The following is a 21,734-nucleotide window of genomic DNA, read 5'->3' as shown; positions in this document are numbered from 1 at the left end:
CTATAACAAATAATTTATCTTATTCAAATTCATATGAATTGTTGAAAATCTATGTCTTCATTCGAAGATTCATAATTCATAAAAGTTTCAAAATTTTTATAAAAGATACCTTCTAAAATATCTTCAGTAAGGTTTAAACCTTTCAAACACTCTACAAAATCTTTCATTTGATGGATCAAGCCGGCATAAGGCATGGGATAATCTGTTCCAAAAATAATTTTATGAGGTCCCAATCGCGTAATAAGGTTCATGGTAAGGAGCTCCTTAATTTCATATAGATAGGCGGAAGTATCAATATAAACATTTGGGTTCTTTTCAACTACCATGAACGCCTCTAAGTGGGAAAGTGTGCCAAGATGAGTTAACATAATCCTTAAATCCGGAAATTCCACTGCGACATCATCTATAAGAATAGGGTTTGCTTGTGATAGGCGTGCCAGGCTTCCAAATGGAGTCGTCCCAACGTGAAAAACAACCGGGATTTTTAATTCAACTGCCTTTTCGTAAATCGGAAAAACAGACTCATTATTAGGGAAGAAATTTTGTAGAGGGGGGTGCAGTTTAAGTCCGCGCAGCCCCTGTTCATTAACCGCTTTATCAAGCCTCTCAACAGCATCCTTATCATTGGGATTCACTGAGGCAAAACCCATAAGACGATCGGGGAACTGCGCACAGAGGGTTTGTACATACTCATTAGAGGAATAAACTATAGGGGCATCTACGGCATAAAGAACTGACTGAGAAACCCCTGCATCTTCCATTTGACCAATTAAGACTTCGGGAGACAGGAGAGGCATCGTGGCTTCTATGTCCTGTAAAACTGATATACCACCAGGAACTTTATGACCTGCATTTTTTTTTACCATTTTTTCCAGTTCAATCATATGAACATGGGCATTCACAATTTTCATTATATTATCCTAGTTTAAAATTAAAATTTCAATACTTTTAAATACATTTGAATTTTCTTTCGTAATCCAAATCCATTCCATAAGGAAAATCCTGGTAATCATAAAAATGAATTTCAATGTCCGCATCGACATGCTTTAAAAGAGCCTTCGTAAACCTTGTCTTTAACTCCGCAGTTTTCATCACACCCTTTTTAAGTTGTATCTCAATTTTTCCTTCATTGTCAGCCATTTGACTTAATTTGAAATAACCTGTTGTTAAAAATGCGACCTCATAATCACTATACAATCCCTCTTTTATCTCTTCAGGCGTTACTGTCTTTCCATGAACGGTCAAAGATCTGCCTGACCTTCCAGTAACACTCACTAAAGGAAGTTTAAGGTCTGGAATAAGATGCTGGCAATTTTCTTCTGTTAAAATCTTTTTAACTTCTTCATATGATCGAATAGCACCTTGATCCTGGCTATTATAGCGGATCAGAGGCATAAGAATATCAGGGTTAAGCATTGAAAAAAGAAGCTCATTTTCCTGTGTAGTTTCAAGAAAAACTTTATGTGGATAATATTGAAAGATGAGGGGAATAATTTTTGTGTTTTTCCCAAAAATCTTTTCTCTTAAACGTGTATTCTTTTGTAATTCCTGGCGCAAACGAATTGTATAAATGCTTTCATGAAAAAGGCTTAAATCCAATTCGGCTATCCCAAAATTTGCTCCAAAAAAACCACTATCAGAACGATTAAAGTCAATTTCTAGAAGATCAGCTAAATATAAACGAAAATTTTCTGAAAACCAATCTTCACCAGTAATAAAATTGACTGATAAATTTTTCCAATCTAACCCTTGTTCCAAGCCATCTTCAATAATTTTTTTTAAAAAATGTGGATCGCCTATTATAAGAATCTGCTCAAAATATGGAGTAAATTTATTAATTAGCGCCAGGGCCATATCGCTCCTTACACTTACTTCAGCTATTGGTAGGCTAGTTGGAATTTTTACTCCCATAGGAACGCAATTGATCAAAAACGTTTTTTTTTCTGAAATATTTATGAGATATTCAAGAAGTGTATCAACTGCAAAAATGCTTTGATTTTGATCTTGTTCAGTACTCATACCTAAAGAGAATACTCCAGAGAATCCCGAACTGGTTACAGCCAATTTTAAAGACTGAATGTTCTTGTCAACACATAGCTCTTCCATAGGTGTATCAACAAAGAAGTCTTTTTTTGTAAAAAATGGGACTTTTTCTTGAAAATCATCAATAGTGTTAATATCTTTCTGATTAATCCCTTTATCATTTAAAAGTTTAGCATAAGCAGGCATCTTTGTTGCCGCTCTTCTAAAAGCCGGTATCAGGAGTTTTTTGCCCAAGTTTTCTATATACGAAGGATCAGAACCTGTGAGAAACTTGATGGCATTCTTTCTTTCTGTACATACATTCTTCAATTGGCTCATTTGTTTTTCTTATAATTAATGTAATGTTGATTGATGAAAAAATCAAAAAATCACATAAGGTGCCTCTTCTTCATAAAATTAGAGACACATATTTACCATGAAAACCTGTGTTGAAACAAATTAATGTTTTCATCTAATTGTGGGATGAAAACATTAATTTCGGTATTGATTGTAAAAATGCTTTTGTATGTGTTAAAGAAGTAAATCGTGTTGGAATTCTAATAAGTTGACGCAGATTTGAATAACATGCATTATTACATAGATTAACAAATTTTTTAAGTGTTTTTTCATCTAAACCGTCAGGAATAAAAAGAGCGTGGTCCAGGCTATTACCTTTATTCCATTGCTTTTCATATTTTCCATATTTTTCTATATCATCATATACATCTGAACCAGGTAAAGGTGTAAAGAAAAAACTAGCCAAATCATCTAATTTTAACTTTCTAATAAACATTTCTGTTTCTTGAAGTGTCTCGATCGTTTCTCCAGGATATCCAAAAATAAACATACCAAGTGTTTTAATACCAATCTTACGGCACATAGAAACTGCATTTTCAATTTGATGTAATTTTGTTCCTTTTTTCATTGCTTTAAGCATCTTTTGACTTCCAGATTCAATTCCAAACATTAATTGCCAACATCCACTTTCTTTTAATATTTTCAGAGAATCTTCATCAATGGAATTAACTCTTGCTTGGCATGAAAATGATAATTTCATATCTGATTCTTTAATAAAATTCATTAATTTTAGAAATATCGTTTTATTTATCATGATATTATCATCATCAAAAAGTAAATTGTGTATTCCATATTTATAATATAATTCTTCTACAATAGAAAAAGTATACTCTGCAGAAGGAATACGTGTCGTGTTTCCAAAAACATTTCTATCACAAAATGCACATTGAAAAGGGCAACCACGTGAAGTGATTAGAGGAAATGCGGGAAGGCTTTTTACATTTATAATGCTCGGGTTATAGTGTGTTGCAAGATCTGGTAGTAAATCAAACGCAGGCTTGTGTAATTTGTTGATATCTATTGTTTCTTCTCTTCTTGAATTTACTTTAATATCTGCACCGTCTCTATAAGCAAGACTCTGAACACTGGAGTAATCACTATTTTCATTGATTGTATTAATATATTCAAGAAGGGTTATTTCTCCTTCCCCAATAATAATAGAATCAAACCCTGAGAATTCTTGTAAAGATTGTTTAGGTAGAGAGGTAACATGATGTCCTCCCGCAGAAACAATAATATCACGATTTTTTTCTTTGATAAGCTTAGCAATCTTGCCAGCATTAGTAACCCACAAAGTTTTACAAGAAAGACCCACAAAATCAGGTTGTTCTGTTAGTATTTTACTCACAGTGTCATGACACGATAACCTTAATGCTTCTCCATCTATGATTGAAACATCATAACCAAAGTCACGTAAATAACCTGCCAAGTAACATAATCCCGTTGGAGGCGAAGCTCCTCCTAATTCAGAAAATTTCCCATAAACCTCTTCAATATTCATGGGAGGATTAACAAGAACTATTTTTCTTATTTTATTTCTATCAAACATAATCATCTCCAAATACTATATTGTATTAGATTAAAATAATCCTGAATGACAATTTAATCTGTTTTTTATGCCGTTCAATTAGTATACAAACATTAATTTAAAGTTGTAGTTTTGTAATGCATTTATTATAAATTTATAGATATCTAATATCTTAATTTACAAGCAATACAAAATAAATAAGAAATTCATAGCAAATTCCACTTTACATTTCTATTACAAATATACAAACAGAGTAAACTATAACTGCTAAATGAACGTTTACAAAACGAAGCTTTCTCTATTTTCATATTATTTGCCGAAAGAAGATTATTGTTTGACTCGCAATCGGGATACCGTTTTGTCACCGTTTAATGATTTTTATGTGGTTTTGTCGTAAGCATATATTTGATAATAACTAGTAGAAAAATATAGTTAACCATTACAAAAACATATGAACAAACTGATGAATGCTGGTAATCAAACTAGACAATAATGTTGACAGAATAGACATTTTCTGCAAAGGAAGTTACGTATATTTTCGTTTCACTATCCCTCATCATATCCCAAACTGCAGGATATATCATACACAAAAGGCATTCATACATACAATTAAACACAAAAAACCTTTTCAAATAAACAAGTTAGAAAAGGCTATAGATCTTCAAGGATAACACTTAGACTTGCTTGTGCAACTTAAGAGAGTCCAACAAACAGAAAATAACATCATGTATTCTTTTTATTGATTTCATGGAAGATAAAGTACCATTTTTTCATCCGTCTCGATTATAAAGTAGGTCAAGAAAGTATGTACCATCCTGATTTTGGATTTGGTGCCGCCTGTATGATGGGAATACAAAATATAGAAGAATTATAAAAATGCAAATCCCTATATCTAAAGCATTATAGAAGAAAAGTGGATATGAGAAGCCCAGAAAGTACAGCTACATCAATTTAGATTGAGAAAAACAGGGTTGGTGAGAAATACGCAAAGATTAAAAACCTAGAATTATTTAAGCTTTGGTCACCTTAGATAGGTCGATATCTTGCGAGTTGCAAACGGCTATCCTAAAGTATTTTTTGTTTATATTCCGCTGAAAGCAAACCTACTTGCCGGAGTTTATACAACAAAATATAGACAACTGAAAGAAAGCTATGATATGTCTGGTCCTTATATAATCAAAAAAAGGGCAGAATGATTGTCCTGCCCTTTTTTTAATGTAAATCTGAAATATAGAAAACTAGCTTCTTTCTACGTTCTTTTTTAATTTTTTTCTTACCGCCACACCAGCCATTCCTACTAAACCTATTCCGAGTAGTGCAACTGTTGTTGCTTCAGGAACAAGTGCAGCTTCCTGTCGTCCGTCTCCACGAACTGTCCAGTCAGCAACTGTATCCCCTTGTGCATTATTTTCAACTGTCCATTGAAAGAGGAAATCAGAACCCATTAATTGTGAATCAGTGTCATAAAAAGCGTCCCATGAACCGGCGCCTGAGGTGTCAAGATAAACGACACCGCTTCCCGTATTAGATATAAAATTAAAATTAGCATTTAAAGTCGTTCCATTCGCAAATGCATGAGGTATTAAATCAAGTACTAGCTCACCCTCTGTGGCGGTAGTGAATGTTGAACCGCCTGTTCTTCCGGCTGTCCCAATTGTAGGGTCAAAATCTTGTGCAAAATCCTTCCAAACTTGTACACGGCCACCAACTGCACCGATGTTTGAATTACCCAAAACATTTGGTGCTGTAATAATATCGTCATCGAAGCCCCAGAAAAACATCGTCAACTCAAAGTTGCTCAGATCTTTATCAAATAATGATATTGTTCCTGCGGTATTTGTGATCTGATCAATTTGCGCAATTCCCCATGTATCTTCCGTTCCATCATGATTGCCAAATGTATCAGCTACCATTGACACACCTGGATTGTTTACACCACCTGGATTCCATGGATTATCGGAACCAGCAGCAGGTGTGTAAGTGTTAGTGCCGAGATCATAGTCATACGACCTACCCCAATCCATTAGATCAACAACGTCAAGTTGTACTGCTGAAACTGCAGCCTCAGCTCTATTTAACTCTACACACATGCTACCTACACCAAGCCCTAACGCCATTGCTGCGATTAATAAGCCTTTCTTCATAATCTCTCTCCTTTCCAACCATTATAGTAAATAATACTATCCTATATCATTACTTTCTACTAAAAGTGAACCTATCTGAGATTTATACGGATTCAAAACAAAACAGGAAATATATCAATAATGTACTAGGTACTTTTACACAACCGGATCCGTTGTGTTTAGCATAGCAGAATAACCATTGTAGTATAAACTCTCCGACCTCACCCAGAGGAGACGTTTTTCTACATTATCAATAAATTTCTGAAGCCCTCTTTCTTCTTATTAATAATATACCAGATTAAAATATACAGTCCTTATTGATGATAAGTGAATGCATTAAAAATGTCAAAGCAAAAAACAAAAAAACCTATACATACTATTCCAGATACATATCCTTGATTTACCTAACAACTATTATCCACTACAACTTTAAACGTTTATCAAAATATACACAAAATAATATTCACCGTCAAGTCTTTTTTTTATTTCATATCGTATTGTTCAAGCGCATACATAGTTAAGCTAGCTAGAGCTTGCATATATTATACCTTTTCTTTGCCACAAAGACAAAAAGCCGACCTCTCTTTCGAGATGAGCCCAATTAAGGTTTGGCAGAACAGCCCTTAAACTGTTATTTCTTCAAATCCGTTTAATGTATAATCAATCTCTCCCAGCCCCGCCTCATACGATTCTCTGATGAAACCTATCTCCCTGCCCTGGTAACCAAACAGGGTTGCCCCGTAAGAATCCACTGCCACCGGATCAACACAAAAAACTAATCGCCGAGCATTTTCAAAAGTGTTATCTACATCCCCTAATCTCCCACCAGTTGGTCCATGGTGTTTTAAAATCCTGAATGCATCAAGGACTGTAAGATCGACCTTTACAACTCTATTAAGGTCTGCTATTTTTGGGTGTATGTCCTTGTGTATTGAACCTCTGTTACCACCTATCATTCCCATAGTATTTTTAAGCGCCATAGATAGAAGGGAAGCGCTGTGATGCTTTGCTATTGGAACGTTTATTAATACGTCTACTTTGTCCTGATAGATTAATTTCTCATAAAAAGGCCATGAATCAAGGACTTTTCCACCCGCTATTTTGATATCTTTAAACAGATTCTTACTAACAAAGCGGACATCTGCACCAACCTCTTTTGCCGCCTTTTCTATTCCACTGTTTAGATAAGAAGGACCTGGGTTTTCAGCGCAAGTATGATCAAGCACTTTTACTCTATTCGCCCCTGCCTCTATACATAATCCTGCCAATGCGGCAACGACAAAGGGATTTGTGTTTGCCGCATACTCAGGATATCTGTCCCATGCTATGTTTGGCTTGATGACAACGTTATCACCTCTGGAAACCAGTTTATCCATTCCACCAATGGCCCTGATCCCCCTGTTCACCATTTCTTTTATTACAGAACGTTCACCACTCCTTTCGTGAACATTACCATGAACAACGACCAGGCCTTTTTTTAATCTATTTCTTTTCCACACCTTCAGAGGCCTTTGCCTCTCAAATGAACTTAAAAATGAGAGGCCGCAAAGTCCTGTACCAACGGCGATGCCTGTCTTGAGGAAAGTCCTTCTGGAAATATTATCTTTCTTCATAATAAATCTGTCCCTGTTGATAACGCTAATGTATGTATTTGTGTGTATTATTTGTGAATGTTTGGAGAGAAGAAAAGATTGTAAAATGGGAGTGCATGTTCTACGCTTCTTCTGTAACTGCTCAGCAATCTGAGGGAAATTTATTTAAGACCATCCCTTCCCCCCTTCATAAGGAGGGGATTGAGTGAATATTTTACTCAAGGAAACCGGCAATTACCTTTTTCTCTAATCAAACAAAGCATCCACAAACTTATCCGCGTCAAATTCCTGAATGTCATCGATACCTTCACCAAGGCCAACATACTTTACCGGTATGTCTATCTCTTTACGCATTCCCAGAATTGCTCCACCTTTAGCGGTACCATCGAGTTTTGAGAGAAATATCCCCGTAATATCAACCGCTTTTTTAAATAGTTTTGCCTGAGAAATGGCATTTTGTCCTGTTGTTGAATCCAGGACCATGAGCACTTCATGCGGAGCATTCTCTATTCTTTTTGATATTACCCGTTTCATTTTTGTCAACTCATTCATTAAATTTTCATGAGTGTGTAAACGCCCTGCCGTATCCACTATCAACACATCTGTTCCCCTGCTCAGACTGGCTTCAAGTGCATCGAACGTAACTGCAGAGGGATCGGCACCAGCCTGATGTTTAACTATATCAGCGCCAATTCTTTTGCTCCATATATCCAGTTGTTCCGTCGCTGCAGCTCGGAAGGTATCACCGGCTGCTAACATTACCTTTTTACCCTGCTTGATAAATAAATTTGCAAGCTTCGCGATTGATGTAGTCTTGCCGACACCATTGACACCCGCAACCATAATCACAGTTGGAGGAGCGGCCGCAATCTGTAATGATGAATCTCCACCTTTGAGGCTTTGCTTGAGATCATTTTTCAGAAAATCGTAAACGCCCTCTGTATCTTCAACTTTCTTCGCTTTCCAGGCACATCTAACATCCTCTATTATCTTAGTTACCAAGCCAACCCCTATGTCTGACTCAAGCAACACGACCTCTAACTCATCCAATACACCTTCATCAATATTTCTCTTTAATGCGAGAAGATCCTTAATTCTGGAAGATATTTTACTGCGTGTCTTTAGCAGGCTGTTTTTGAGCTTTTGAAATGGAGACCACGATTTATTTTTTGCGTCTTCTTTTTTCCCTGTTACTGATTTTTTTTTGAAAACCAACCCATAATTTTATCTAACCAGAATAACTGGGGTTTAATACTGGCTGGATTCGCTTCCCCTGACAAAAAGCGCCGAGGACTTTAATCCAGCGAAACGTATCGGAACAATCTCTATACTATTCTCTTTCAGTTCAAGGCGCCAACCATGCTGCCGCACCTATCCTTAATCTTAGTAACCAGTTCGTCACCTATATTTACACTCCCCAATGCGATATCAGGTTTCCGATTACCGTGGCAATCAGAGCCACCGGTAACTACAAGATCATATTTTTTTGCAATCCGCAAATATCTTTTTACGGCTTGCGGTTGATGTGCAGGGTAATAAACCTCTATCCCCTGCAGGCCATATTCCACCATCTTGGGTATTAACGAATCTCTCTTGGTAACACCAGGATGTGAAAGGACTGGAACACCATCAGCAGAAATTATAAGTTCTATAGCGTCTTTTAATGCTAACGCTTCCTTGGACACATAAGCCGGTCCATTATCAGAGAGATATTTTTGAAAAGATTCCCGAATATCACTACAGTAACCTTTATTACACAAAACCTCAGCTATGTGCATCCGTCCGGGCGAACCTTCTTTAGAAACATCAAAAACTTCCTGGTGCTCCACTTTTACACCTATGGTTCTGAGCTTCTTTGTAATCTTCTTAATTCGCTCTACTCTTTCAGAACGCAACTCCGCTAATTTTTCCAGAAGCGCACTGTTCTGTATATCAATAAAATAGCCTAAAAGGTGAATATCTGCCGAACAATAATTCGAAGAAAGCTCTATTGCGGGAACCACGTCAATCTCTTCCCTGTTTCCAATGTGTTGGGCAAACTCAACAGCATCAATAGTATCATGATCGGTTATCGCAATTGTACGAAGATTTAGTTTAGACGCCTCTTTAATCACTTGTTCAGGAGACATGGTCCCATCTGAAAAATCAGTATGGATATGCAAATCAGCCCCGGTACGTCCTCCTTTTCCTGAAGCATTTACCTCTCTTACACTTGTTATAGTTTTCCGAAGATTATTATCATTCTTTATATTTAGTGAATATATTTTATCTAATATTCCGTTTACAAATAATCCAGATTTCTCAGTACTGAATTTTTTCGCTAAATCAATCGCCTCGTTGATAGATACCTTTGGAGGAATGTCATCCACATAAAATAGTTCATAACATGCCAACCTCAAAATATTTTTATCTACAACCGGCATCCTCTGCAGTTCCCAATTTTCAGAAATACTGGTTATCCTCCGGTCTATTTCTCCCATTTTCTGAATACAGCCATTTACCAATTTAATGGCAAAATCGCTTACTTCGGCATCCGTACCCTGTTCAATACAGAACGCGTCTACCTCGTCTATAACGTCATTGCCCCGAACCTCTAATTGATAAAGAACCTGTAATACAATTTCTCGGGACCGCGTTCTTTTCCGCATCCATAAATCTCCATAATAAAAAAGTAAGTTCTCAATAAATCAAGAAAGGCTTATATATTTTCAACCATCAATACCCTTCCTTGCAGACGTGTGCAGGTGTGGATTAAAGCCCTCGGTGCCTTTTGTGCGGAGCGGATCAGATTTTTACCAATTTCTTGAGAACTTACAAAAAACACTAATCTATTTCATCAAAGAGATTCACCATCTCCAAGGCGGTAAGTGCGGCCTCAGCACCTTTGTTACCAACCCTGGCGCCAGCCCTATCTATGGCTTGTTCCAGTGTCTCAGTTGTAATAACACCATATATTGTTGGTATACCTGTTTTAAGTCCAACTTCAGAAATACCTTTTGCTGACTCATTGGATACATAATCAAAATGGGGTGTTTCACCACGTATTACAGAACCAAGACAAATAATCCCATCGTGCTTAGCGTTCTTAGCCAATCGCATAGCAGTAATAGGCAGCTCACATGCACCTGGAACCCAAAAAACATCGATGTTATTTGCATTTACACCGTGTCTGACAAAACAGTCTTGAGCGCCTTCCAACAACCTCTTTGTAATAAAGCTATTGAACCTGCTAACAACAATTCCGAATGTTTTGTTATTACCTACAAGGTTGCCTTCAAAAGTTTTTCCCACGGGTTTATCTCCTAATTAAGAGAAAGAGTGATAAGGCTTTATGATCAATGGTAACAAAAACAAATAACCCTTGCAAGGCTTTTCTAATACACGTGCTCCTAATACAATCCCATTGGAAGCAATGTCATTGAATTAAGAGGGAAATATGGAGTGGATTATCGACAATGATGCGTATTAATGCAGTAACACGGTTTGTATGTTATCGGCCAATTATATTGAATCTTGTAATTTAAACAGCATCTTAGTATTATAATCACTCCTTAGAATAAGTACATTTATCACAGTATCAACTGAGATACTTTATAAACAAGCAAACAAGACGCTTTATAGAATCATTTACTACTAATAACGATTTACAGGACTAGAAACAAATGCCGGAAACAACCGAAGAAGAAAAAATTCATGAAAAAAGAGTACCCATAAGTGAACATCTCGAAGAATTAAGATCACGAATTATAAAGTCAATCTTCATCGTTATAGGGTTATTCTTTGTCTGCTGGTTTTTTAAGGCAAGGATCCTTGAAATTATTAAAAAGCCCCATAGTATCACCATGAAAAACCTGGGGCTATCACAATCGCTTCAGGTACTTAGTTATCAGGAAGGTTTTTATGCTTATATAAAACTTTGCTTAATAACCTCTGTTTTCGTAGCATACCCGTTAATCTTATTTCAAGTCTGGAGATTTGTTGAGGCAGGTCTATTTAAAAAAGAGCGTAAATATGTAAAAACTTTTGCTCCCGTTTCATACTTTGCATTCATAACAGGTGTATTATTCGGATATTACTTCTTAATACCCTATGGTCTTCAATTCCTTATAAAAATATTGGGAGGAGGCGTGCAACCAATGATAACAATGAGCCAGTATATATCATTGGTAACATTGCTGACGCTCGCACTTGGAATTGTTTTTCAGCTTCCACTTGTAATGTTATTTATTTCCAAGATCGGAATGCTTCAGGCAGATGATTTCATTAAGTGGCGCTTGTACGCAATTCTCATTATATTCATCCTTGCTGCGGTAATAACACCTCCAGATCCTTTTACACAGGTCATGACAGCTTTACCAATGATAATTCTTTATGAGGTAGGCATTCTTACAATGAAACCTACTAAGAAAGCGGTCCAAAGATTTGGCACTTTATTAGCGATCGGTGTTTTACTGATTTATATTGTTTATCTAATTTTCACTCTTCCAACAAAAGCAGATTTTCTTGAGTCAACTGGTACCGTCAAAATACTTCCGAACGCCGGTACAAGCTGGCAGCCCTTATCATCTGAATATAAAATCAACAATGGCGCCACGCTGAAGACAGAAAGAGACAGCAAGGCATCCTTCCTCCTTAAGGACGGAACCTATGTCATAATGGATGTTAATACAGAAGTCAAGTTTGTAAAAAGCAGAAACATCAAACTTATAGAGGGACAAATACTAATTGCTATAAAGGCGGATGATAAACCGTTTATGATAGCAGCCAAAGAAAACGTTGTAACTTCAAGCGATAGTAATATTGATATAAAGGTCTCTAAGCACACGGTCTATGTTACCGTAACAAAGGGCGAAGCAACAGTTGTCGCAAATGGCCAAAAGAAGAAAATTTTTGAGGGAAGACAATTAAAGTTTACAACCGGAGGTAAAACGACAGATATAAACAAAGTTATCAAATGGGCTAAGGAAATGCAGAAGAAGCTTAATGAACAAGACAGACGCAATATAAGCCTGTAAAAAATAGCTTTATAAATAATACATACTGATGTACATAAAAAATGCGTGAGAGCAAATAAAGCTTCACGAAAGAAAATGCCTCATTCCATACCTAAACTACAGGCGAAACAGTTAATTAACAGTATCCTATGCAGCAGAATGTTTTAATAATTTAACCTAATATCGAAGGTGGGATTCTATTATAATATATCAATGGATTAAACACGTCACTCTTTTCTCTGTAGTGCGTTTATCTACTATATAATCTAACATGCTTCAGTCTAATAATAAAGCAACTAAGTACTATTTACGTTCGTACATGAGAACCACCTCTTCCTGTTCTATCGTTTCGATAGAACCAGGCCTTCTTGCTCTCACTTCTTCTATCGCATCCAGCGCACTGTATCCTTGGCTAACCAGGTAACATGCCAGCATAGTCCCTGTCCTCCCTATACCCGCTTCACAATGGACAACCAGCCTTTTATGCTTAGACAGTTGATCCACTGCAAATGTTACAAAATCTTCAATTTGCTCCAGCGCTGGGGCCTCAAAATCTTTAACCGGAATGTGCTTAACGTTAAAGCCAAATTCCTCTATCAGGACTTCACTTAGAGGATACTCCGTAAGTGTTACAATCGCCTCAACACCTTTACCCTTGAGAAATTCAAAATCATTCACAGAAGAGGCCGGCTTACCCATACCCGCTATTTCGCCTTCTATTAACCAACTAAAATTCCTAATCATTTTTATATTACAACAATCAGGTTATAATTTATTTATTTTCTTCCGCTACTGAAACTGTAGGTGCTATATCTTTTTCCTCTTGAACTTCCTCTATTAATTCAAAGATAACCCTACTGGCGTTGTCTCCAAGGCGATTTCCTATCAGTCGCAGTTTTCGCTCAAAACCTTCCATTTTATACTCTAATTCCGGCACATCTCCAACGCTACTTCCTGACAAGACACCCATTCTGCTCCCTGAAAGTTTGAGTATTCTGGTATAGCCGCCATTACGTTCCAAATATCTCTCCGCAATCCCTCCGGTCTCACGCCATTTACCCTCACCAAATAACTTTCTTACCACCTCTTTATTGTTTAGTTTTGTCAACACCTGTCTATAATAGTGGATATAAGCAGCTTTATCAGCTTCTTTCTTTATAAAACCTTTTTTTGCCGTTGTAATCAACTTTTCCACAAACGGACGAACATGTTTAGCTTTTTCCTTCGTCGTAATAATTCGACCATATGTGAAAAGACTATTAGCCAGATTACTCCGCAACGCTTTTCTGTGGCTTGACGTTCTGCCCAAATGTTTATCTTTTCTCCTATGCCTCATGAGACAATTCCTTTCCTTCTCGGTTTACATCCCCGGGATTCTTGAATGATAAACCCAACTGATTAAGCTTTTTCTTAATTTCAACCAGCGTTGTTTTTCCAAAATTCTTCAATTCTAACAACTCATCTTCTTCTTTTGTGATAAGCTCATTAACAGTTTTTATATTAGCATACTCCAGGCAGTTTGAAGCCCTGACAGATAGATCCAGCTCAGCAACTGAGACCACCGCCTTCTTTTTTATTTCGGTTTCAGGATCTTCCTCTTTTTCATCTACTTGTTCAATCTGTTTTTCTCCTGCACTCGGTAGTTCTCTACCCAGTTCAAAGTAATGCACAAATGGATTTAAGTGCTTCCTGAAAACCTTTGATGCTTCTGTCAGTGCCATTTTAGGAGTAATAACACCATTTGTCCAGATTTCAATTATCAACTTATCATAATTTGTTCTTCTGCCTACTCGAGTCTCTTCAACACGTATCTTTGTCTTTCGAACAGGAGAGAAAATTGCATCTATAGGAATTACTCCAACTTCGCTGCTTCCTACTCCGTTTTCTTCCGCTGTTTTGTAGCCTCTGCCTTTTTTAACCTCCATCTCAACTTTAAAATCTATATTTTCTGAAATAGTTGCTATATGAAGATCTTTGTTGATGACGTCCACACCGTCGTCTGTAATAATATCTGCTGCTGTAACTATTCCTTTTTTATTCGTTTCAATTTTTATTTTTCTAGGCTTATCTGTATGTAATTTTACAACAAGATTCTTAATATTAAGAATAATATCAATTGTATCTTCTACCACATTCGGAATAGTACTGAATTCGTGTTCTACACCTTCAATCTTAGCAGATGTCACAGCACTTCCTTCTATTGAAGAAAGCAAGATCCTCCTCAAACCATTTCCTACAGTAATCCCAAAACCTCGTTCAAAAGGTTCAGCAATAAACTTTCCATAAGAATCAGTATATGTTTCCTTTTCTACACTAACTCTATTTGGTAGTTCAAATTCCCTCCATCTAATACGCATACATAATCCCCCTTCCTACCATTAAATCTCTCTGACAATAGTCTCCAGCAGAAGACCTTTTATTTTGATTAGAATGAACCATTATGAACTTTAAAAAAGCCTTTCGTTTGGGTAAGACACTCAAGGTAGGATTTCATAAATAAAATGTGTACTCTGAAACTTTAATATAAAATGAATAATTAGTTTATTTTGAACAAAGCTCAACAACCAGCTGTTCCTGTATGTCTATAGATACTTCATCCCTGTTAGGAAGCTGTAGAACACGACCATCTAATTCATCTCGCTCTAACCAAGATGGCTGCTTGCGGTCTTTATTTGCTTCCACATTCATTTTTATCATATTTATATCGTTTTCCTTGTTAGCAGGTTTAATCACATCCCCCTGTTTAACCAAAAAAGAAGGGATATCAACCTTTTTACCGTTTACTGTTATATGGCCGTGATTAATAACCTGCCTAGCGTGGCTTCGAGAATGTCCATATCCGAAATGGCACAATACATTATCAAGCCTTCTTTCTAACAGTATAAGTAAATTCTCTCCTGTATTACCCTCTTTTCTTTCTGCCTTATAATAGTAATTTCTAAACTGTTTTTCAAAGACACCATAAAATCGCTTCAGTTTCTGCTTTTCCCTAAAATGGATTCCATATGAAGACAACTTCCTAACCCTCTTGGACATTCTACCACCAGGCACACCTCTTCTTTTCGCTATACTACATTTTGCAGTCTCACAACGATATCCTTTAAGATACAGCTTTACGCCTTCTCTTCTGCATAATCTACATTTAGGGTCTACATGTCTTGCCATCTTATTCCTTTTCCATAAACCAAAATTTATACTAAATTATCATTTCCCACTTTTTTTATTTCAAAAGAAGAAAAATGTACTAAACTCTTCTCTTTTTTCTTGGACGACATCCATTGTGAGGTAAAGGTGTAACATCCTCAATAGCTCTAACAACAAGGCCCGCTTCCTGCAAAGCAGTGATAGCCGATTCTCTTCCCGGGCCAGGCCCTTTAACTCTAACTTCAACCTCCTGAACCCCGAATCTCTTTCTCGCTCTCTCTGCAACGTTCCTCGCAGCTCTCTGTGCAGCAAAAGGGGTACTCTTTCTTGACCCTTTGAAACCAACTGTCCCCGCACTTGCCCAACATAAAGTTTCACCATAGATATCAGCTACCGTAATATATGTATTATTAAAAGTTGCCTTAACATGTACAACTGCTTTAGCAACACTTCGTTTCGCCTTTTTTTTACCCATTTATATTATCCTGCCTTTTTCAAAAGTGAAGTCCATTTTTCATAAAAAAGCTAACAAGCACAAGCCCGATCATCATTTAAGGGCTGTTCACAGAAATATTCTTGTAAGCTAAAGTTAGTTTTAAATATGTTGTTTAATTGATAATATTCTTCTAAATTCCTTTTACTAGTATTCTTAATCTTTCTTGCTGATATCAATATGTTCTTCGGTGTTAATTTTGGAGGTACTATTTCTAAGAGTTCAACATAATACCCATTCCCCATAAGAAATTGTGATCTCAAGGCATCTGTCAATATATCCGCAAATTTACTTCGCAGCAAACCAAATTGAGTTACACTGGTCAGCGGATGGTGGTTCTTAATCTGAGAGCGTAATTGTCCCTGACAACATGGCACCACCATAATATACTTTGCACCAACCTTGATACCTTTTGCGATTGCTTCGTCAGTAGCAGTATTACACGCATGTAGAGCAATAACCATATCAATTTTTCTATCTGCAGAAAAATCAATCGTTCTTCCATGATTAAAGACCATATTATTATAACCCATTACATCCCTGGTCTCTTCACATTTTTGGATAAGACCTCTATTTGTATCTACACCAAAGAAATATGGTATTGTATTAGATTCTCTTTCAAAAATATAACTTAACACAAATGAAAGATATGATTTACCACATGAACACTCAAGAAAAACAATCTCTTTTTTCTTGCCAAACTTTCTAATCATCTTCAGGATTTGTTCAGAAAATCCGGCAATTTCATTAATCTTCTTGTTCATACCTTTTTTCAATAATCCGTTACTATGCCTGAATCCAAGTGGACCTGATAAACTCTTTTCCTGCTCTAAAAGATCAACGATTTCCGCTTTATTAATAATTTTCATTTTTGTTGAAGATATATGTTATCCCTTCATATCCTTAACACCCTTCTTCACTGATACTGTCCTCTTCTTCCCCTTTCGTGTACGCGCATTAGTTTTAGTTCTCTGCCCTCTCGCAGGTAATCCAAGTCTATGGCGCAATCCTCTGTAACAGCCAATATTCTTTAATCTTGTTATATTCTGTGATTCCTGCCTTCTCAATTGACCTTCAATAGCAAAGTTCTTATCCAGATATACACCAAGGGTGCTCAGTTCGTCCTCAGAAATATCCTTTGCTCGAATATTCTCATCCATTCCAAGAGCTTTTAATGCTTTTTGCGATATATGTTTACTTATACCATAAATGTAAGTTAATGAAATAACTATCCTTTTGTCTCCAGGGATATCAACTCCTGCAATTCTTGGCATTTAATATAATCCTTTCAAAATAATAAATCATCTTAGGTCACAAAGAATTAACGCTGTATATCACTTACCTTGCCTCTGTTTATGCCTTGGATTAGTACATATAACCCGCACAACATTTTTACGTTTTATTACTTTGCAATTTTCACAAATTCTTTTTACAGATGCCTTAACTTTCATAGCTCTTTCCCCTATCAACCCTGACGATAAATGATTCTTCCTTTGCTAAGGTCATACGGTGACATTTCTATAGTAACCTTGTCACCTGGAAGAATACGAATAAAATGCATTCTCATTTTTCCAGACACATGAGCAAGCACTTCATGACCATTTTCCAGCCCAACACGAAATTTTGCATTAGGTAATGCCTCTTTTACCACTGCTTCTACTCTTATAGGTTCTTCTTTGGCCATAGATAAACTTTAGCATCTACTTTCTTATAAAAGCAAGATACACTTTCTCTAAATAGTAAGTATTTCAGCCCCATTTTCTGTAACTACAACTGTATGTTCAAAATGTGCTGAAAGTTTTCTATCTTTTGTTACAACTGTCCATTTATTTTTTAGAACTTCCGTATCATATTTACCTACACATATCATAGGTTCTATTGCTAACGCCATTCCCTGTAAAAGTATTTCATCGGCCCTTAACAACTCTTTGCTAACAAAGTTTGGGATTTGCGGATCTTCGTGCATCTGCCTTCCAATTCCATGCCCGGTATAATCCCGTATTACAGAGAGGCCTTTACTCTCGACATATTCTTGTATTGATCTGGAAATTTCTGATAATTTGTTGTTTGCACTTACTTTTTCAATAGCCTTATTTAACGATTCTTCACATACTTGTAATAAAGACCTCGCTTCTTCAGAAATCTCTCCAATTGGAATAGTTATCGCTGCATCTGCAACATATTTATTAAATTCAACCCCTATATCTACGCTAAGTATATCACCAATACGGAGTTTTCTCTGATCTGGAATTCCGTGAACTATTTCCTCGTTAACAGATGTACATATACTTTTGGGGTACCCTCTATAACCCTTGAATACGGGTATCCCACCTTTTTGCAAAACATACCTTTCCAACCGCGTATTTAAATCTTCTGTAGATACATTTTCCTTTGCAATTTCCCTCGCCATTGCAAGTGCGCCTGCAACTATCCTCCCTGCGCTACGCATAATTTCAATTTCTCGATCAGATTTGCGTTTTATCACCACACTCTATTCCGTATCCCTCTCTTTTTCAGACATAGAATGTAACCCGGTAAGGATATTTTGCTGAATTTCTTTTTTTCCTCCATTACAATTTACTTCTATCAATATCCCTTTTTGATTATAGTAATCAATCAATGTTTCAGTCTGCTCTTTATATACTTTTAGTCTTACTTTTATTGTTTCCGGATAATCATCTTTGCGCTGATACAGCTTAGAGCTACATTTATCACACACATTCTCTTTTAAGGGAGGACTGAATAACTCGTGATATTGCGCTCCACATGATTTACAGATTCTCCTACCTGCGATACGTGTAATGATAACTTCTTCAGAAGCTGTAAAGCTGAAAACTCTATCTATTTTTTTTTCTACTTTTTCAAGGGTACTATCAAGAACTTTAGCCTGTGACAGATTTCTAGGAAACCCATCTAAAATAAATCCATTTTTACACTCTGCTGAATTTATCTTTTCTGCAACTATATTTACTATCAGCTCGTCCGGAACTAACAAACCGTTCTCGATATATTCTCTTGCTTTAAGCCCTATCTCTGTTTTGGCATCGACCGCAGTCCGTAAAAGATCACCGGATGAAACGTGATTTAAATTTTCCGCTATGCTAATCCTTTCTGCCTGTGTTCCTTTACCGACACCAGGAGGACCATGAAATATAAGCCTCAAGCCCTTCTGCCTCTTACTTTATTGCCTCCTCCCAGAAAGCCATCATAATGCCTCATAATCAAGTGAGATTCTATCTTTTGAACCAAATCAAGAGCTACGCCAACGACAATCAAAAGACCGGTTCCACCATAAAAACTGGCAACAGCCCTGTTTAACTCAAACCCGCCAGCTATAATCATCGGCAAGATTGCAATCAAAGACAAAAATGCAGCTCCTGCTAGTGTAATTCTGCTCATAACACCTTCGAGATAGTCGGCTGTACGATGACCAGGTCTTATACCGGGAATAAAGCTACCATAGTCTCTCATATTATTTGACATCTCCTTGGGGTTAAATTGTATTGCTGTCCAAAAATAACAAAAGAAAGCAATTAGTACTATATACATAACCACATATACAAAGCCACCTTGAAATGCTTCCGTTACTCTAGATGTAATCCAGAACCAAAATGTCCCTGGTTCAAATCTGACCTGTAATCCTTTAGTTATAGCTGCAGGAAAAATCAGAAGAGATTGTGCAAATATTATCGGCATTACTCCAGCTTGATTTACTTTAAGAGGAAGAAAATGTTTCTGACCGCCATATACTTTTCTACCCCTTGTATGTTTGGCCTGCTGTACAGGAATACGCCTCTGCCCTTGAGTAATATATACAACTCCAGCTATTATCGCAAGGAACATACCTATCAGCAAAAGTAATTTCGCTATACCTATCTCATGCTCAGCAGGAGCAACCGAGAAAGTAAAGTTTTGCAAGATCTGACTAAATGCCCATGGCAACCTATCAATAATACCAATCATGATTATTAAAGAGATACCACTACCTATACCATGCGCGTCAATCTGCTCTCCTATCCACATTAATAACACAGTCCCTGTTGTCAAGAGAACAGCTGCCATAAGCTGAAACTGTACACCCTGAATATGTATAGGCACAACAGATACACCGTTAATCTCAATTGCGTACAGAGTACGTATCATTATAAAAGCCTGAAAAAGGCATAAACCTACAGTGGTCAACCGTGTATATTGATTTATCTTTTTTCTACCGGCATCGCCTTCTTTTTGTAATCTTTCAAGAAATGGAACAACACCTACTAGTAGTTGAAAAATAATTGAGGCGCTGATATAAGGCATAATTCCCAATCCAAATATTGCTCCCGAACTCATCGCCCCACCAGCAAATAAATCAACCATTCCCAATAACTGTCCGACACCTGATTGTGTAAACTGTTGAAAATAGGTCTTTAATACTGTCGTATCGATACCCGGCATAGGAATAAATACTCCTAACCTACACACAGCCAGCAACCCAAGAGTTATCAGTAACTTATTCCTCAACTCAGGAATTTTAAACATATTAGTAAACTTCTCTATCATGATAGTGTTTCTGCTTCTCCTCCCGCTTCTTTAATCTTATTAATTGCCGCTCCACTAAATTTGTGCGCTGCGACAGTAAGTGATTTAGTCAGTACTCCTTCACCGAGAACTTTTAAATCATATTTTATGTTCTTTATCATACCACAATCTTTTAGTTTGCTCAAATCAACACGAGTACCAGAATCAAAATTTTCAAAATCCTTAACGTTTAGTATTATATACTTCTTTTTAAACGGATTATTAAAACCTCTTTTCGGAATCCTACGGAACAGAGGCATCTGACCACCTTCAAATATTGTTCTCAGATTGCCACCTGAACGTGATTTTTGTCCTTTAAATCCCTTACAACTTGTTTTGCCGTGACCCGATCCCGGTCCACGTCCAACACGTTTTCTTTTCTTTGCTTTTTGGAATGTTTTTTTAGCATCTATCAAATTCATTCTATCTTTACACCTCTCAATAATTCGATTTCCTGCTTGGTTCTTAACGACTTAAGCCCCTCAGCTGTAGCCTTAACCACATTCAAAGGATTTCTCGTTCCATAACATTTTGTTAAAATATCAGTAATGCCTACAGCTTCCAGCACTGATCTCGCCGAAGTTCCCGCTTTAATTCCAGTACCGGGTGCCGCCGGTTTCATAAACACCTTTGCAGTTTTATAACATCCCCACACTTCGTGCGGAATAGTTCCATTTATAACAGGAATTGAATATGTATATCTATTCGCATCTTTTACTGCCTTTCCAACCGCATTTGGAACTTCCCTTGCTTTACCAAAACCATATCCAACAGTCCCATTTTTATCACCAACAACTACTAACGCGCTAAAGCTCATACTTTTCCCACCTTTTGTCACATTAGTACATCTATTGATTTTTACAACTGTCTCTTCTAATTGATCAGTATCTTTTTTATACGCCAAAAGAACCCCCCTATTAT

At 36.8% G+C, this 21,734-nt stretch carries 23 protein-coding genes; 1 reads left to right on the top strand and 22 read right to left on the bottom strand.

What is annotated here, in order from left to right; translation table 11 throughout:
* Nucleotides 1-29: 29 nt before the first annotated feature.
* From SCALIN_RS17150 to ribH, 8 genes are all read right to left on the bottom strand, one after another.
* Nucleotides 30-911 carry an amidohydrolase family protein gene (locus tag SCALIN_RS17150; protein WP_096895680.1) on the bottom strand — a complete coding sequence of 294 codons (882 nt, stop codon included), beginning with the start codon at nt 909-911 and terminating at the stop codon, nt 30-32.
* Between the two features lie 37 nt (nt 912-948).
* Nucleotides 949-2,361 carry a phenylacetate--CoA ligase family protein gene (locus SCALIN_RS17145; RefSeq protein ID WP_096895679.1) on the bottom strand — a complete coding sequence of 471 codons (1,413 nt, stop codon included), beginning with the start codon at nt 2,359-2,361 and terminating at the stop codon, nt 949-951.
* Between the two features lie 133 nt (nt 2,362-2,494).
* On the bottom strand, nt 2,495-3,928 hold the full coding sequence (locus SCALIN_RS17140; protein WP_162532384.1) for a B12-binding domain-containing radical SAM protein: 1,434 nt from the start codon (nt 3,926-3,928) through the stop codon (nt 2,495-2,497).
* 1,217 nt (nt 3,929-5,145) lie between these two features.
* Entirely contained in the window at nt 5,146-6,051 is a 906-nt protein-coding gene (locus SCALIN_RS17135) for a PEP-CTERM sorting domain-containing protein (protein WP_096895677.1), read from the bottom strand.
* Nucleotides 6,052-6,653: 602 nt separating this feature from the next.
* Nucleotides 6,654-7,643, bottom strand: a complete 990-nt coding sequence (locus SCALIN_RS17130) for a DUF362 domain-containing protein (protein WP_096895676.1) — start codon at nt 7,641-7,643, stop codon at nt 6,654-6,656.
* A gap of 225 nt (nt 7,644-7,868) precedes the next feature.
* A complete protein-coding gene (gene ftsY, locus SCALIN_RS17125) occupies nt 7,869-8,837 on the bottom strand; it encodes a signal recognition particle-docking protein FtsY (RefSeq protein ID WP_096895675.1) in 969 nt (322 codons plus the stop codon).
* 125 nt (nt 8,838-8,962) lie between these two features.
* The gene (gene nusB, locus SCALIN_RS17120) at nt 8,963-10,270 is read right to left on the bottom strand and encodes a transcription antitermination factor NusB (protein ID WP_096895674.1); all 1,308 of its coding nucleotides are present in this window, start codon (nt 10,268-10,270) and stop codon (nt 8,963-8,965) included.
* Between the two features lie 175 nt (nt 10,271-10,445).
* Nucleotides 10,446-10,913: a 6,7-dimethyl-8-ribityllumazine synthase gene (gene ribH / locus SCALIN_RS17115; protein ID WP_096895673.1), complete on the bottom strand. Its 468-nt coding sequence runs from the start codon at nt 10,911-10,913 to the stop codon at nt 10,446-10,448.
* 371 nt (nt 10,914-11,284) lie between these two features.
* Between ribH and tatC the strand changes: the two genes are divergently transcribed.
* Nucleotides 11,285-12,637, top strand: coding sequence for a twin-arginine translocase subunit TatC (gene tatC / locus SCALIN_RS17110; protein WP_096895672.1), 1,353 nt, complete (start codon nt 11,285-11,287; stop codon nt 12,635-12,637).
* A gap of 282 nt (nt 12,638-12,919) precedes the next feature.
* Here the strand turns inward: tatC and SCALIN_RS17105 are convergent, their stop codons facing one another.
* The 14 genes from SCALIN_RS17105 to rpsE all read right to left on the bottom strand — a co-directional run bounded on the left by SCALIN_RS17105 (nt 12,920) and on the right by rpsE (nt 21,717).
* Entirely contained in the window at nt 12,920-13,360 is a 441-nt protein-coding gene (locus SCALIN_RS17105; RefSeq protein WP_096895671.1) for a dual specificity protein phosphatase 23, read from the bottom strand.
* A gap of 28 nt (nt 13,361-13,388) precedes the next feature.
* Nucleotides 13,389-13,952, bottom strand: a complete 564-nt coding sequence (rplQ, locus tag SCALIN_RS17100; RefSeq protein ID WP_096895670.1) for a 50S ribosomal protein L17 — start codon at nt 13,950-13,952, stop codon at nt 13,389-13,391.
* Nucleotides 13,942-14,973 (bottom strand): DNA-directed RNA polymerase subunit alpha, encoded by a 1,032-nt coding sequence (locus SCALIN_RS17095; RefSeq protein WP_096895669.1) that lies wholly within the window; start codon nt 14,971-14,973, stop codon nt 13,942-13,944. The genes rplQ and SCALIN_RS17095 overlap by 11 nt, the downstream gene beginning before the upstream one ends.
* Nucleotides 14,974-15,157: 184 nt before the next feature.
* On the bottom strand, nt 15,158-15,781 hold the full coding sequence (gene rpsD / locus SCALIN_RS17090; protein WP_096895668.1) for a 30S ribosomal protein S4: 624 nt from the start codon (nt 15,779-15,781) through the stop codon (nt 15,158-15,160).
* A gap of 79 nt (nt 15,782-15,860) precedes the next feature.
* Complete coding sequence (gene rpsK / locus SCALIN_RS17085) at nt 15,861-16,235, bottom strand: 30S ribosomal protein S11 (RefSeq protein ID WP_096895667.1); 375 nt, start codon at nt 16,233-16,235, stop codon at nt 15,861-15,863.
* A gap of 50 nt (nt 16,236-16,285) precedes the next feature.
* Nucleotides 16,286-17,122: a class I SAM-dependent methyltransferase gene (locus SCALIN_RS17080; RefSeq protein WP_096895666.1), complete on the bottom strand. Its 837-nt coding sequence runs from the start codon at nt 17,120-17,122 to the stop codon at nt 16,286-16,288.
* Between the two features lie 18 nt (nt 17,123-17,140).
* Nucleotides 17,141-17,527 (bottom strand): 30S ribosomal protein S13, encoded by a 387-nt coding sequence (rpsM, locus tag SCALIN_RS17075; protein ID WP_096895665.1) that lies wholly within the window; start codon nt 17,525-17,527, stop codon nt 17,141-17,143.
* Between the two features lie 60 nt (nt 17,528-17,587).
* A complete protein-coding gene (rpmJ, locus tag SCALIN_RS17070; protein ID WP_096895748.1) occupies nt 17,588-17,704 on the bottom strand; it encodes a 50S ribosomal protein L36 in 117 nt (38 codons plus the stop codon).
* A 14-nt stretch (nt 17,705-17,718) separates the two neighbouring features.
* Entirely contained in the window at nt 17,719-17,937 is a 219-nt protein-coding gene (infA, locus tag SCALIN_RS17065; RefSeq protein WP_096895664.1) for a translation initiation factor IF-1, read from the bottom strand.
* Nucleotides 17,938-17,985: 48 nt separating this feature from the next.
* Nucleotides 17,986-18,738, bottom strand: a complete 753-nt coding sequence (map, locus tag SCALIN_RS17060; protein ID WP_096895747.1) for a type I methionyl aminopeptidase — start codon at nt 18,736-18,738, stop codon at nt 17,986-17,988.
* A 6-nt stretch (nt 18,739-18,744) separates the two neighbouring features.
* The gene (locus tag SCALIN_RS17055) at nt 18,745-19,416 is read right to left on the bottom strand and encodes an adenylate kinase (RefSeq protein ID WP_096895663.1); all 672 of its coding nucleotides are present in this window, start codon (nt 19,414-19,416) and stop codon (nt 18,745-18,747) included.
* A complete protein-coding gene (gene secY, locus SCALIN_RS17050) occupies nt 19,413-20,795 on the bottom strand; it encodes a preprotein translocase subunit SecY (RefSeq protein ID WP_096895662.1) in 1,383 nt (460 codons plus the stop codon). The genes SCALIN_RS17055 and secY overlap by 4 nt, the downstream gene beginning before the upstream one ends.
* Entirely contained in the window at nt 20,792-21,235 is a 444-nt protein-coding gene (rplO, locus tag SCALIN_RS17045; RefSeq protein ID WP_096895661.1) for a 50S ribosomal protein L15, read from the bottom strand. The genes secY and rplO overlap by 4 nt, the downstream gene beginning before the upstream one ends.
* Nucleotides 21,232-21,717 carry a 30S ribosomal protein S5 gene (gene rpsE / locus SCALIN_RS17040; RefSeq protein ID WP_096895660.1) on the bottom strand — a complete coding sequence of 162 codons (486 nt, stop codon included), beginning with the start codon at nt 21,715-21,717 and terminating at the stop codon, nt 21,232-21,234. Before rpsE ends, rplO begins: the two co-directional genes overlap by 4 nt.
* Between the last annotated feature and the right edge of the window lie 17 nt (nt 21,718-21,734).

The sequence above is a fragment of the Candidatus Scalindua japonica genome (assembly GCF_002443295.1).
Classification (GTDB): domain Bacteria; phylum Planctomycetota; class Brocadiia; order Brocadiales; family Scalinduaceae; genus Scalindua; species Scalindua japonica.
Note: the sequence above shows the minus strand (reverse complement) of the source record. Positions and strands in the feature narration are given on the sequence as shown.

Excerpts from the sequence above, each read along its gene's own strand:
- SCALIN_RS17150 (WP_096895680.1), bottom strand. The coding sequence starts at position 911 with ATGAAAATTGTGAATGCCCATGTTCATATGATTGAACTGGAAAAAATG.
- SCALIN_RS17145 (WP_096895679.1), bottom strand. The coding sequence starts at position 2,361 with ATGAGCCAATTGAAGAATGTATGTACAGAAAGAAAGAATGCCATCAAG.
- SCALIN_RS17140 (WP_162532384.1), bottom strand. The coding sequence starts at position 3,928 with ATGTTTGATAGAAATAAAATAAGAAAAATAGTTCTTGTTAATCCTCCC.
- SCALIN_RS17135 (WP_096895677.1), bottom strand. The coding sequence starts at position 6,051 with ATGAAGAAAGGCTTATTAATCGCAGCAATGGCGTTAGGGCTTGGTGTA.
- SCALIN_RS17130 (WP_096895676.1), bottom strand. The coding sequence starts at position 7,643 with ATGAAGAAAGATAATATTTCCAGAAGGACTTTCCTCAAGACAGGCATC.
- nusB (WP_096895674.1), bottom strand. The coding sequence starts at position 10,270 with ATGCGGAAAAGAACGCGGTCCCGAGAAATTGTATTACAGGTTCTTTAT.
- tatC (WP_096895672.1), top strand. The coding sequence starts at position 11,285 with ATGCCGGAAACAACCGAAGAAGAAAAAATTCATGAAAAAAGAGTACCC.
- SCALIN_RS17105 (WP_096895671.1), bottom strand. The coding sequence starts at position 13,360 with ATGATTAGGAATTTTAGTTGGTTAATAGAAGGCGAAATAGCGGGTATG.
- rplQ (WP_096895670.1), bottom strand. The coding sequence starts at position 13,952 with ATGAGGCATAGGAGAAAAGATAAACATTTGGGCAGAACGTCAAGCCAC.
- SCALIN_RS17095 (WP_096895669.1), bottom strand. The coding sequence starts at position 14,973 with ATGCGTATTAGATGGAGGGAATTTGAACTACCAAATAGAGTTAGTGTA.
- rpsD (WP_096895668.1), bottom strand. The coding sequence starts at position 15,781 with ATGGCAAGACATGTAGACCCTAAATGTAGATTATGCAGAAGAGAAGGC.
- rpsK (WP_096895667.1), bottom strand. The coding sequence starts at position 16,235 with ATGGGTAAAAAAAAGGCGAAACGAAGTGTTGCTAAAGCAGTTGTACAT.
- SCALIN_RS17080 (WP_096895666.1), bottom strand. The coding sequence starts at position 17,122 with ATGAAAATTATTAATAAAGCGGAAATCGTTGATCTTTTAGAGCAGGAA.
- rpsM (WP_096895665.1), bottom strand. The coding sequence starts at position 17,527 with ATGCCAAGAATTGCAGGAGTTGATATCCCTGGAGACAAAAGGATAGTT.
- rpmJ (WP_096895748.1), bottom strand. The coding sequence starts at position 17,704 with ATGAAAGTTAAGGCATCTGTAAAAAGAATTTGTGAAAATTGCAAAGTA.
- infA (WP_096895664.1), bottom strand. The coding sequence starts at position 17,937 with ATGGCCAAAGAAGAACCTATAAGAGTAGAAGCAGTGGTAAAAGAGGCA.
- secY (WP_096895662.1), bottom strand. The coding sequence starts at position 20,795 with ATGATAGAGAAGTTTACTAATATGTTTAAAATTCCTGAGTTGAGGAAT.
- rplO (WP_096895661.1), bottom strand. The coding sequence starts at position 21,235 with ATGAATTTGATAGATGCTAAAAAAACATTCCAAAAAGCAAAGAAAAGA.